Source organism: Okeania sp. (genome assembly GCF_035285525.1).
Lineage (GTDB): Bacteria > Cyanobacteriota > Cyanobacteriia > Cyanobacteriales > Microcoleaceae > Trichodesmium.
Map to the genome: position 1 here is coordinate 1 of NZ_JAYKGW010000235.1, position 13,091 is coordinate 13,091.

Here is a 13,091-nt window from a genome sequence, read left to right on the forward strand (position 1 = left end):
AAGGAGGGCAAGGAGGGCAAGGAGGGCAAGGAGGGCAAGGAGGGCAAGGAGGGCAAGGAGGGCAAGGAGGGCAAGGAGGGCAAGGAGGGCAAGGGAGAAAAAAAGCTAATGCAGAGTTTTAGGCGTGTTAGTCTACTACATGAACTTTTTGAGGGTTATAGTTATAGATATTTGTGATGTAACGTAGCTCAACCAATTAACCAATTTTCTGGACTATTAATCATTTTAACTAATCCGCTCAAAACTTGATTATATGTATGAAATAATTCTCTTCCTTGTTCTATAGACATATAACCACATTTAACAGCAAACTTCAGCCAAACTTGGCTTTCTGCGCTTTCTGCTTCACAATCACTTAATTTAGCTACAAATGCTGCTTTATATCTTCTCTTTCTCCAAGCTTCTGCAAAATTTGCACAAACTGAGCGAGAAGAACGACGAATTTGATCTGTTAAAGAATATCTCTCTTCCACAGGAAACTTTTTTGATACCTCAAAAATTGTCATAGCTGCACCAAATGCTTTTCGATAAATAACTAAATCTTCGTGAGTTGTAATTTTCTTTGTTTCTGCTCCCTTATCCACTTTCCCTCCAGTTGTTAAGTTTTACCATCTTAATCCACTTTATCTCCCTTATCCCCCTTGTTCTCCCTGTCTCCCTTGTTCTCCCTGTCTCCCTTGTTCTCCCTGTCTCCCTTGTCCTCCTCATCCTCCTCATCCTCCTCATCCTCCTTGTCCTCCCTGTCTCCCTTGTCCTCCTTGTCTTCCCTTGTCCTCCTTGTCCTCCTTGTCTTCCCTTGTCCTCCTTGTCCTCCCTGTCTCCCTTGTCCTCCCTGTCTCCCTTGTCCTCCCTGTCTCCCTTGTCCTCCTTGTTCTCCCTGTCTCCCTTGTCCTCCTTGTCCCCCTTGTCCTCCCTGTCTCCCTTGTCCTCCTTGTCCTCCTTGTCCTCCCTGTCTCCCTTGTCCTCCTTGTCCCCCTTGTCCTCCCTGTCTCCCTAATTCAAAATAGAACCTCCCATCATTTTCTCATATCGCAACTCTAACTCCCTCTTCAACAAAGGTAAACTATGCAAAGTTTCATCTTTCTCCATCACCCGAAAAGCAGCACCCCGCGCCAACTCCAAAACCTCCTGATCTTCGACCAAACTCGCTAAAGCAAAATCGGGCAACCCCGACTGTTTCGTTCCCAAAACCTGCCCAGGACCACGCAAACGCATATCCATCTCGGCAATAAAAAATCCATCTTGAGACTGCTCCAAAACACTCAATCTTTCCACAGCATCGGTGGAACCTGCACCTCTCATTAATAAACAATAAGACTTATGAATACCACGCCCTACTCTTCCCCGCAACTGGTGTAACTGAGATAAACCAAATCTTTCGGCATTTTCAATTAACATTACCGTCGCATTCGGAACATCTACCCCCACTTCCACCACAGTTGTAGATACTAATATCTGAGTTTCATTATTCCGAAATGTACTAATAGTTTGCTCTTTTTCGGCACTACTCATTCTGCCATGAAGTAAACCTATTTGAAACTCTGGAAAAACTTTTTCTGCTAATTTTTGATGTTCTTCTACCGCAGATTTAACATCCAATTTTTCGGACTCTTCAACTAAGGGTAAAACGATATAAACTTGTCTACCTTGAACAATTTCTCGGCGGATTAAATCATAAGCTTTTTTACGTTGTCTGCCAGTTAAAGTTGTAGTTTGAATTGGTTGTCTTCCTGGTGGAAGTTCGTCTATTTGACTAACATCTAAATCTCCATGTAATGTCAAAGCTAATGTTCTAGGAATGGGAGTTGCTGTCATAGCTAAAAAGTGAGGAGATTCACCTTTTTGTTGTAATTTTGCTCTTTGTTGCACCCCAAATCTGTGTTGTTCATCTATTACTACTAAACCTAATTTATGAAAATTTACTGCATCTTGAATTAGAGCATGAGTACCGACTAAAACAGGCAATTCTCCAGTCTCCAGTTGAGCATGAATTTCTCGACGCTTTGCTATTTTTGTGGAACCAGTTAATAATTCCACAGGCAAATGTAAGAGATTAAACCAACTAACTAATTTCCGATAATGTTGTTCTGCTAATACTTCTGTCGGTGCCATTAAAGCAGCTTGATAACCAACTTGAATAGCTGCTAACATAGCTACAACTGCTACTACTGTTTTTCCAGCTCCCACATCTCCCTGTACTAATCTTTTCATTGGTTCGGGTTTTTGTAAGTCGTTAATAATTTCATTAACTACTCTATTTTGAGCATTAGTTAATTGAAATGGTAGTAGTTCATAGAATTTATTAATCAGTTCTCCAGTCACAGGTAAAGCTATTCCTATTTCTGTAGTTTTTTGCATTTGCCGACGTTTTAATAAACCTAATTGTAAGTAGAAAAATTCATCAAAAACTAACCGCCGACGAGCTGCTGCTAAACAATCTCTATCTATAGGAAAATGAATATTTTTAACAGCATTTTTTAAGTCTATTAATTGATATTGATTCAGAAAACTTTCGGGCAATGTTTCTGACAAATTTTCTGCTGCTGGTAAAACAGCAACCATTGCTTTTCTGACAACATCCGCTCCGACTCCATCCGTTAAAGGATAAACTGGTACTAAACGACCAATTTTCATAGATTCAATTTGACCACCTTCACTATCAAGAACTTCAATTTCTGGATTATCTAAATTCTTCCCATATTTGTTTTCTTTTACTAAACCTGAAGCAGCAACAGTTGCACCGACTGGATAGAATTTTTTTTGCATCATTTGCCAACCTTTATTACTAAATCTAGGTCCGGCAAAAAAGCGACTAATTTTAATTTGCCCTGTGGCATCGGTAATAGTAAGTTCAAGAATAGTTAATTTCTTATTTTTCGGACTAGAAAAACAATTAAACCTTTTGATTTTGCCAATAATAGTAACAGTTTCTCCCGCTTCCAAATCCCGAATATTAACTTGCCGAGCATAATCAATATGATCTCTAGGATAATAATAAAGTAAATCTCTAACTGTAAATAAACCTAAACTTTTCAAGCGATCGCTATTTTTAATTCCGATACCTTTGACATCTTTAAGAAGCTGTTGTAATTCAAAATTATTAGTATATCTTTGGGAAAAATTGGAATTATTTTGCTGTATTTTGGCAGTGACTTCTAATGAATTTAATTCTGATATGTTTGTTTCTTTTTTCGTTGTCCATAAATATTGCATTTTATTTAAAAAATGCCTAGTTTTCTCCACTAAAAATTCTCGTTCCTCCCTAGTCATTCCTGGATAAGAAGTAAACTTTTGAGATAATTCCTGAAATTGATTCTGATAAACTTGTAATATTATTGGTACTTGACTTAAACTAATACTCAAAAAATCATTAAAAATATATTGTCTACCTTGGATATTTTGAAATCCACGTTCTGCTTCTACCAACAAAGCTTTTTTAAGTCTTTCCCAATCTATCGTTTCATTTTCATTATTCATATATTTGTTTTAATTTTAGATAAAAGCTTTATTAACTGAAGAGTACAAATTTAGAACTTAGAATTTAGAATTTAGAATGGGAGAGTACAAATTTAGAACTTATAGCAATGTGCGCACTTAATATTTACAAATTCCCGGAGATGCCCAATAGGTAAAAACCTTATATTATAAGCTATTCATTCTTCCTCCATACCTGTTTCCTGTTGCCTGTTCCCTAAAAGCAGCGCTATAGAATTTATAATTTAGAATGGGAGAGTATTATTGGAAAAAGCTTACAGCACCTGATTGAAGTGTTCACCATTTACTGGAAGCTCTGATTGACTCATAATCCTACTTTATCCTAGTTTGTTTTTTTGTCAAGCGAACCAATATTCTTGAATTTCCTTCTAAGAATCCTTACTTCTTCCTTAATCTTCATACCAACTTGATCGCCATGCAGACTCAGCTTCCATAACAGCTAGTTCCCGTTGCTTTTTATGATATTCTCGTTGTAGTTGACTAACCTTTCCTAAAAGACTACGAACTTTCTTCCGCCAACTTGCCACATTAATATCAGTAAATTCTATCTCAGATAACTGTAGATTTATTGCCATCATCCGAGTAATTTTATCATCATCATCATCATCATCAGCATCTTCTGCTTGAATCAACAAATTTAAGATATGAGGCCGCCCACCCACAGGAGAATCAGCAGATTCCATTTTGGTCGCAGCTTCTAAAACTTTTGCTGGGATTTTTTTCGGTAATATTTCTACTTTCTGAAGTATACAATTTGTCAAATGAGAAAGCTTTTTCAAAATTACTGGTATTTGCTCTTCTATATTTTCTTGCCAACTAATTAATGTATCAATATCGCTCAATTTATCAATTATATCTTCCGGAGAAATTTTGATTTTTTCTCCCTCAGTTTCATTTGCTTTCTCTTCTTCTTTCTCTTCTGCTTCTTGATCCTGAGAATCTGTTTTAGGTTGTGCAGATATTTTACTAGCAAATAATTCAGAAGAATCAAACTCTATAGTTTCTTTTTTCTCTTTTACTTTAGGTTCTACTTGATCTTTTTGCTTCTCTTCCTCATTCAAAAGAATCTTCATTAATTCTGCAAAAGAACTATCATTAGACTTTGGTTTCGACTCTGGATTTCTATTTAATAACTTTTGTAATTCTTGAGCTGCAAACTTAGACTTTTCTCGCAACTCTTCCTGCATTTTTTGTCGCTGAGAAAACGATAACTTGAGAAATTCTTGTGGATATCCCTGAGTACATATATGATAACTAGCCAAAATTAATTGTTGGCGCATCCCTTGCCCCAAAACTTGTAAATAGCCTTGATATGTGGTATATACTTCCTGGGCCATATCAGCGATCGCCTCTTCAATTCTTTGTAAATCTTGTTCTATTTCTGTGATAACTCCCACTATTCCCAAATATCTCTAAAATAAATATATTCTCAATTTAAAATAAATCTAACCATTTCCTGCGGAATGCGCTCGCATTCAGCATTCAGCTTTATTACTTAACTCTAGTTGATATAGCAGTCCTTTAATTTTATCTCCCTTTGTAAGCTATACTTTATAAACATCTTTGCTTAACATAAAACTTGGGTATTAATGACAAGTTATGTGTAAGTCTGGGAGTGGCTTTTTGGCTTTTTTGGCAAAAAAATGTATTTTTTTATACATTTTCCTGGGATTATTTAAGTATTTTCACTTACCTAGCATAATTGTTTCTCCCTTCTCCCCTTAATCCCTGTTCCCCCTTCCCCTCCTGGGAGGGGCTAGGGGTTTGCCCCACAACTGTTTCAGGAGTTCCTAATCGGGGATAGCTTTGTAAGCGTAGCAACCTTCAAAGTACCCCTTTCAAAGGGGTATTTAGGGGGATTTGCCATACACTTTATAACTGTAGGAATTGCTATAACTAAACTAGAGTTACTTATACTTGTTCTTGTACTTTAATTCTATGGTTTAAAATCTAGTATAAATTAAGCTAATTTTTACTTCATTTAAACCCCACTTTTAAAGGCTTATTAAAAAGCTGTTTGGTGACTGCTAATAGCTAAATGCTGAGATTATTTTTGTCCTGTTTGTGCTGCTACTTCTTCAGCAAAATTACTTTCTTTTACCTCAATACCTTCTCCCAAAACAAACCTAATAAAACGACGAACTTTTACCTTTTCACCCAACTGAGCGCTAGTCTCCTTAATCAACTCTGCCACCGTTTTATTTTGGTCACGGATAAAAGGTTGATCCATCAAAGTTAATTCTTTTAACCGCTTTTCTATACGACCTTGAACAATTTTTTCCCTAATATTTTCAGGTTTATTGCTCAAGTCTTCCCTACCCATTTCTATAGATTTTTCACTTTCTACAAATTCAGTTGGAACATCATCAACCGATACATATTCTACCTGTGGACAAGCGGCTATTTGCATAGCAACATTCTTAACTAATTCTTTAAAAGCCTCATTTCTGGCCACAAAATCAGTTTGACAGTTGACTTCTACTAAAACACCTATTCTGCCACCTGTATGAATATAACTCTCAACCAGTCCTTCTGCTGCTACTTTACCCTCAAGTTTTCCAGCAGAAGCAATACCTTTTTGTCTGAGCCATTCTGTAGCTTTATTAATATCGCCATCATTTTCTTTTAGGGCTTTTTTACAGTCCATCATACCTGCGCCTGTTTGTTCGCGCAACTCTTTCACCAACTTTGCAGATATTTCCGCCATCTTTTTTTTTCCTTTTGTATTTGAGTTTTAGTACAATGCCATTTTAGGAGATAATCCTAACTTTATTTTTTTAACTTTCAGATAGAACTTTTAGAAAAAATTCACACTATATTTTATCCCTAAAAATTCTACCTCTCCTATTCAACAATATTTTTTATATATTGATATATCGATAATGATGGAAATCTTAAACTTTGAAAAGACTTACCCATACAAACTCATAAACCCGGTTTCTCATAGATGTTTATTGTCAAAAACTAATGATTTACCCTAGAAACCGGGTTCCTCCCGTGTAAGTTCTGTTTAAGTAACCAGGAAACTTTTTGAATGCAAAAAGTCTTCTATCTATTACAAAAATAAGCAATCAAATAATTATCAATTATCAATTAATTATTACTCTTCTTCTTGACTTTCCTCAGATGATTCCCCTATATTACTATTATCTATATCAAACTCTTCTTCAGCTCCCTCATAATCATCTTCATAATCTTCGTAATCTTCATAGTCTTCTTGATAGCTAGTTTCCAGTTGACCATGACGGCCCTCATAAATAGCATCAGCCAACTTACCCAATATAAGTTTAATTGACCGAATCGCATCATCATTTGCCGGAATGGGAATATCAACTTGAGTCGGGTCACAATTTGTATCTAACAAAGACACAATCGGAATATTCAACTTCTGACATTCTTGAACAGCATTATATTCTCGTCGCTGGTCTACCATAATCACACCATCTGGGATACGACGCATATTTTTAATCCCACCCAGATATTTTTGTAGTTTAGCCATCTCACGACGAAGCATAGAAGCTTCTTTTTTGGGCAACAAATCTAGTGCCCCATTTTCTTCACGACGCTCCAAGTCCTTCAATCTTTCTACACGAGTCTTAATCGTAGTCCAATTAGTTAGCATTCCACCTAACCAACGTTGGTTAATATAGAAAGCTCCACATCTAATAGCTTCTTGAGCAATAATACCAGCAGCTTGACGTTTTGTACCAACAAATAAAAATTTTTGCCCTTGTTCTGAGGCGGTTCTGATATAATGGTAAGCTTCATCCATTAATTGAGCTGTTTGAACCAGGTCAATAATATGAACACCATTACGCTCAGTAAAAATATACTGGGACATTCTTGGGTTCCAGCGACGGGTCTGATGCCCAAAGTGGACTCCTGACTCTAATAATTGAGCCAAACTAACAACTGGCATAATTTTATCTCCTATTCGGGTTAATCCTCCATCCAGATGTATTCCCAGAGATTAAAAATCTGTAGAACACCCGATTACCTAGATGTGCGATTTTAGACAACTTTTCCAGGATAGCATATAAATTGCCAAATAATTTAAAGAAATAAAAATGTAGTGGTTTGGTTTCTTTTCCCCAAGTCCAAGTATGATTTAGCTTCTCAACCCCTACTTTCATTAATTATCAATTATCCATTATCCATTAATTAAGGATGTATTTGCCCTAATATTATTTTTAAACGGTCATAATCATCTCTCAACAAAACACTCATATTTCTACCTGCTTGAACTAACCAATTACGATCTGCTTTTCTAAGTTGATAAATCTCTCTAATAGTAGCTGCAACTAAAGCATCAACAGGAGCATTAGCTAACTGTAATAATGTTCGTAAAAAATCTAACTTTTCACTAAACCTAATTATTTCTTCTGGTTCGCACAAATAAACTGCTTGATGGATTTGAGGTGGACGAGGTGGAATATATTGATAAATTCTCCCATTTTCTGGTTTAGAACCATTAAAATTTTCGGGAGATAAAAAACCTACTATTGCTGCTCGAAATTCTGTCTTCAACATAGCAAAAATCTGTGGTTGTTGCTCTCGTAACTCAGGCAAAGACATTCCTAAAGCTCTAGCTCTATGTACTGAATCTATAGGTAAAGTAGTAGCATAATAAACTACTCCATAAATCATATTTCCAGATTGTTCATCTTGAGATTTTACCCAAGTACCAAAAGCCGGCATCATCGGAAAATCTAACTCTTCTGGTTCTAAACATTGAGCTAAAAATTCTGTAGTTGCTGTTTCTATGACTTCAGCTATGTAATTATTCTGAGGATTTGTATTAGAAAATTGTGGTAAAGGAAGACGCATTATTTAGTTATCAGTTATCAGTTAGCTTTTAGTTAAATGGTATTTATTTTTTAGATAAACTACTATTTAACTAAAATTTCCCATCGGAATATTTCCTTGCTAAATGTCAAAAAGTTTATCTTCTGAATTAAGAATAATACTGAAAATTCAGTTTTCATCTGTCTGTTAGATTTTCTGATTTATTCTTTCGATAAAACTATTATTTAAGCAAAATTTATTATCGGAAAATTTCCGGTTTCCCAGTCAAAAAGTTTATCTTCTGAATTAAGAATAATAATTAAAATTCAGTTTTCATCTGTCTGTTAGATTTTCTGATTTATTTTTTCGATCAGACTATCATTTTACCTAAATTTACCATCAGAAAATTTTGGGCTTGAAAGTCAAACAGTTTACCTTTTGACTTCAGAATAATACTGAAAATTCAGTTCTCATCTGTCTGTTAGATTTTCTGATTTATTCTTTCGATAACTACCATTTTACCTAAATTTACCTAAAGAAGATTTTGGGTTTCAAGGTCAAACAATTTACCTTTTGACTTCAGAATAATACTGAAAATTCAGTTCTAATCAAATAGAAAAATTTCTAGCTTCAATCTAGAAGAAAACTTAATTTTTAGTCAACTGAAATACTTGAAATTAGGAATCTACTTGAAATTAGGAATCTAGAAGTTTTCAAGTTGGGTTGTAAAATTTAACAGCTCAAACAAACTACGAAACTTTTGTTCTTTGCCTATTTCCTATTATCCTATTTGAATTTGATTCGGAAAAAATTACAAACTCCTAAAAATATTATTTTTCCTTCTTCCTTCTTCCTTCTTATTTTTTCTTCCGACCTGCTGTGGCATCAACTACCTCTAATTCTGATAATCTAAATGTTACTAACTTATCCCAATTTCCACCTTCAAATAAAACAGCAGCTTTACCATCACTTATTCGTTGAACTTGCCCTTGGAAACCATAGTAAGTATCACCAATATTGTTAACTCTAACCGCTACACCAGGTAAAATCATTATCTTTAACTCCCATTAAAATATTTACTAAATTGTACTTGATAAAACTGTAATTTTTTTCTGGTAACTTTTGGCAGTTTATCAGCAAAATTAATTGCTGAAAAATTAAATTATAAACCTTCCTGACTTATGGATAAAAAGACAAAAGATTAATTTTAGCCAATCCTTTTATTTATAAGAATAAATAATTATTAATTATTAATTATTCCCTGCCTTATTATGTCAAAGCAGCAACAGAAACTCTAGCAGCAATTTTCTGAGCGATCGCCCGTAACTCTTGAGCAGAAACAGAACTAGGTTCACCTACTACAATAGGTATACCAGAATCTCCCCCATCTCTCACAGGCATTTCCAAAGGAACCCCACCCAGTAAAGGTACTCCTAAATCTTGAGCCGTTTTTTCACCACCACCAGAGCCAAAGATATCATACCTTTTCTCTGGCATATCTGGAGGTACAAAATAACTCATATTTTCCACTATCCCCAACACAGAAACACCCAACTGCTGGAACATTTTCAAACCCCTACGGGAGTCAAGTAAAGCCACATTTTGAGGAGTCGTCACAATTACAACTCCAGACATAGGCACAGCTTGAGCTAAAGTTAATTGAGCATCACCAGTACCAGGAGGCAAGTCCACTAATAAATAATCTAATTCGCCCCATTGCACCTGGTACAAAAATTGACGGATAATGCCATTCAACATAGGGCCACGCCAAATCACAGGTTGGTCTTTGTCGATGAGGAAAGCCATAGATACCAACTTTACCCCATGATTAAAAGCAGGTTCTAATACTTCCCCAGATTGTCCTTGTTGTACCATAACTTGAGCATCTGCTAGACCCAACATCGTCGGATCATTAGGGCCATAAATATCAGCATCAATTAGACCCACCTTAGCACCCATTTGAGCCAAAGCGACGGCTACATTTACTGCTATTGTGCTTTTACCTACTCCACCTTTACCACTGGAAATAGCGATAATATTTTTTACTCCATCAATACCTTGGCGATCTGGTACAGCTTTTTGTTGAGGAGTTTCTGCTGTAACGTCTACTATAACTTCTTTAACTCCAGGTAGTTGCTTTACGGCTTTTTGGCAGTCTTCTACAATAAATTCTCGTAGTGGACAAGCTGGAGTTGTTAGAACTAAAGTAAATTTGACTTGTCCATCTACAACGTTAATATTGCGAATCATGTTTAGTTCTACTAAACTTTTACGCAGTTCGGGGTCCTGTACTGGTCGTAATACATCTAAAATTGATTTAGTATCGGGTATATTAGACATTTGATTTGTTTGTAAAATTGCTCTTAGAAAAAATTACTGGTTTTGAGTAATTTTATCCATCTCGTTTGTGAATGGGTTGGATATGATCTGGACTAACCATTTAAGCCACTTAAGTGCTTTGATTAGATTTGTGGTTACTCTAAGATTATATAGCTTTAAGTATTTAGTTATCAGTATCTACAATTATTTATAATAAAATCAAGGTAAGGATAGCATTTTTCATTTCTATAACAATGTTTTTATGACTATAATCAAACAGCCATACCAATTCCTATATTTGTAAGCATTTCCTCCGGAATGCTGCACAAACAGACTTCAGCTATGAGCTTTAAGTTATTAACTAACTTATTATTATGCTAAAGAAGGAATTAGCCTCATAGGGAGAATTACAAGTTATATTTATGAAGCATTCCGCTGGAAATGAAATTGGTCATCAGCTAACTTTATAATTGCTTGATTCTTGACAAAAGCTAAGTGCTTACCTAAATTTATTGTTTGTTTTTATTAAATTTAAGAATATGACTGGAGGAAGTTTTGTTATAGGCTTGATTTTCACCCTAGCTCAATGGTAAGCATTTGCTTCGGAATGCTGCGCCAACAGCTATTAGCTGTCAGCTAACAGCAATAAGACGCTGTTTTTAAGGATAGGGTGTTATTTCAGTTATCAGTTATCAGTATAGAGGGAACCTCCTAGTTTAGTCAGAGGCTGAAAATGCTGAAGTTAAATATTTTTTTCATCCCCTTAAAAATCAATAAGCATTCAGGTATTAGCTGTCAGCTATTCCTACGGAATGCGCTCACATTCAGCAATAATACCCTATGTTTAAAGATATATTTTAAGTGAATATAAACTTTAAAGCTGACTTTTACAGTAATTTTTTTATAGCTGAATTAATCAAGCTTTTAGTGAGTAATAAAAGGAATAGCTGATGACTGAATGCTTACGTTTTTACTAAATTTATTTTTACTGGTACTGAATCTAAGACCAAATAAATAATTGAATATGTGATTGCTAGTTTTTTAATTGTCTTCTTCTTGAGTGTAACTTTATCTAAAAATATCAGCAATAATCTTCTTAGTTAAAAACAAAATAATAAAATAATTGGTATACTAACTTAATCAATAATCTATCAAAAATTTATCTATTTCATAAAAAAAATCTGGAATTATTATCCCTATTATTTGTTTCTAAAATTCCCAGTAGTAATTGTTCATTAACAAAAAACTGGAAAAATAACTATAAATAATGCAACCTGAAATTATAATTTTTATCCTCAGCTTTTTTTTGTTAAGTATTATGTACTCAAAACAATGCCTAAAAAATTATAAAATAGTAAATACATCATAAAGAGCATGGTAAGATTGCAGTCTTAGGAAAAAGTTAATTTTTAGGCAACTTTAAAATATCATAATTATGGTAGTTTCAACTAAACCCCAAAAAACATCTTCATCTGAACCAGTGGTGAGTAACACAAGGAAACAAGTCAGTGAATTTATGCAGACTATACAAGATGAAATTTGTCAAGGACTAGAAGAATTAGACGGAGTTAAAAAATTTCAAGAAGACAGTTGGCAACGTCCAGGTGGTGGCGGAGGTCGGTCTCGCGTAATTAGAGACGGTGGTGTTTTTGAACAAGGAGGAGTAAATTTTTCAGAAGTATGGGGAGAGCAACTACCTCCAAGTATACTTAAGCAAAGACCAGAAGCGGCAGGTCATGGTTTCTATGCCACAGGAACTTCTATGGTACTACACCCGAAAAATCCCTATGTTCCAACAGTCCATCTAAATTATCGCTATTTTGAAGCAGGCCCTGTATGGTGGTTTGGTGGTGGTATAGATTTAACACCATACTATCCTTATGCCGAAGACGCAAATCACTTTCACCAAACTATTAAAGAAGCCTGTGACAAAAGCCATAAAGAGTATTATCCTGTGTTTAAAAGATGGTGTGATGAATATTTTTACTTAAAGCATCGTCAAGAAATGCGAGGTGTAGGAGGTATATTCTTTGATTATCAAGATGGTCAAGGAGAATTATACAAAGGCCCAGATAGTAACGGGCCAGCAGCAACCTATAGCCAGCAGTTAGGAGTTCCCGAATCTCGTAATTGGGAATCTTTATTTACATTTGTACAAAATTGTGGTAAATCTTTTTTACCAGCTTATAAAACAATTGTAGAGCGACGGCAATCCATGGAATATGGAGATCGGGAACGCAACTTTCAGCTATACCGACGTGGCCGTTATGTTGAATTTAACCTAGTATATGACAGAGGTACAATTTTTGGTTTGCAAACCAATGGTCGTACAGAATCAATTTTGATGTCTTTACCACCTTTAGTTCGTTGGGAATATGGCTACAAACCAGAGCCCAATACACCAGAAGCAGAACTGTATGAGGTATTTTTAAAGCCTAATAATTGGGCTGAATGGAAACCAAATAATTAAATTAATTACTCTCTGAGTTAAA

9 protein-coding genes are annotated in these 13,091 nt (G+C 35.2%); 1 reads left to right on the forward strand and 8 read right to left on the reverse strand.

The window, feature by feature from the left end; genetic code table 11:
• Positions 1–188: 188 nt before the first annotated feature.
• From VKJ25_RS22135 to VKJ25_RS22170, 8 genes are all read right to left on the reverse strand, one after another.
• On the reverse strand, positions 189–584 hold the full coding sequence (locus tag VKJ25_RS22135; protein ID WP_324238814.1) for a four helix bundle protein: 396 nt from the start codon (positions 582–584) through the stop codon (positions 189–191).
• A 409-nt stretch (positions 585–993) separates the two neighbouring features.
• A complete protein-coding gene (recG, locus tag VKJ25_RS22140) occupies positions 994–3,477 on the reverse strand; it encodes an ATP-dependent DNA helicase RecG (RefSeq protein ID WP_324238815.1) in 2,484 nt (827 codons plus the stop codon).
• 407 nt (positions 3,478–3,884) lie between these two features.
• Positions 3,885–4,892, reverse strand: coding sequence for a hypothetical protein (locus tag VKJ25_RS22145; protein WP_324238816.1), 1,008 nt, complete (start codon positions 4,890–4,892; stop codon positions 3,885–3,887).
• A gap of 650 nt (positions 4,893–5,542) precedes the next feature.
• On the reverse strand, positions 5,543–6,202 hold the full coding sequence (gene tsf / locus VKJ25_RS22150; protein WP_324238817.1) for a translation elongation factor Ts: 660 nt from the start codon (positions 6,200–6,202) through the stop codon (positions 5,543–5,545).
• A 393-nt stretch (positions 6,203–6,595) separates the two neighbouring features.
• On the reverse strand, positions 6,596–7,414 hold the full coding sequence (rpsB, locus tag VKJ25_RS22155; RefSeq protein ID WP_324238818.1) for a 30S ribosomal protein S2: 819 nt from the start codon (positions 7,412–7,414) through the stop codon (positions 6,596–6,598).
• Positions 7,415–7,656: 242 nt separating this feature from the next.
• Positions 7,657–8,322 (reverse strand): HAS-barrel domain-containing protein, encoded by a 666-nt coding sequence (locus tag VKJ25_RS22160; RefSeq protein WP_324238819.1) that lies wholly within the window; start codon positions 8,320–8,322, stop codon positions 7,657–7,659.
• A gap of 815 nt (positions 8,323–9,137) precedes the next feature.
• The gene (locus VKJ25_RS22165; protein ID WP_324238820.1) at positions 9,138–9,332 is read right to left on the reverse strand and encodes an NAD(P)H dehydrogenase subunit NdhS; all 195 of its coding nucleotides are present in this window, start codon (positions 9,330–9,332) and stop codon (positions 9,138–9,140) included.
• Between the two features lie 217 nt (positions 9,333–9,549).
• The gene (locus VKJ25_RS22170; protein ID WP_324238821.1) at positions 9,550–10,620 is read right to left on the reverse strand and encodes an Mrp/NBP35 family ATP-binding protein; all 1,071 of its coding nucleotides are present in this window, start codon (positions 10,618–10,620) and stop codon (positions 9,550–9,552) included.
• A gap of 1,414 nt (positions 10,621–12,034) precedes the next feature.
• On the opposite strand from VKJ25_RS22170, the gene hemF reads away from it, so the two are divergent.
• Positions 12,035–13,069 carry an oxygen-dependent coproporphyrinogen oxidase gene (gene hemF, locus VKJ25_RS22175; protein ID WP_324238822.1) on the forward strand — a complete coding sequence of 345 codons (1,035 nt, stop codon included), beginning with the start codon at positions 12,035–12,037 and terminating at the stop codon, positions 13,067–13,069.
• The last annotated feature ends 22 nt before the right edge of the window (positions 13,070–13,091 follow it).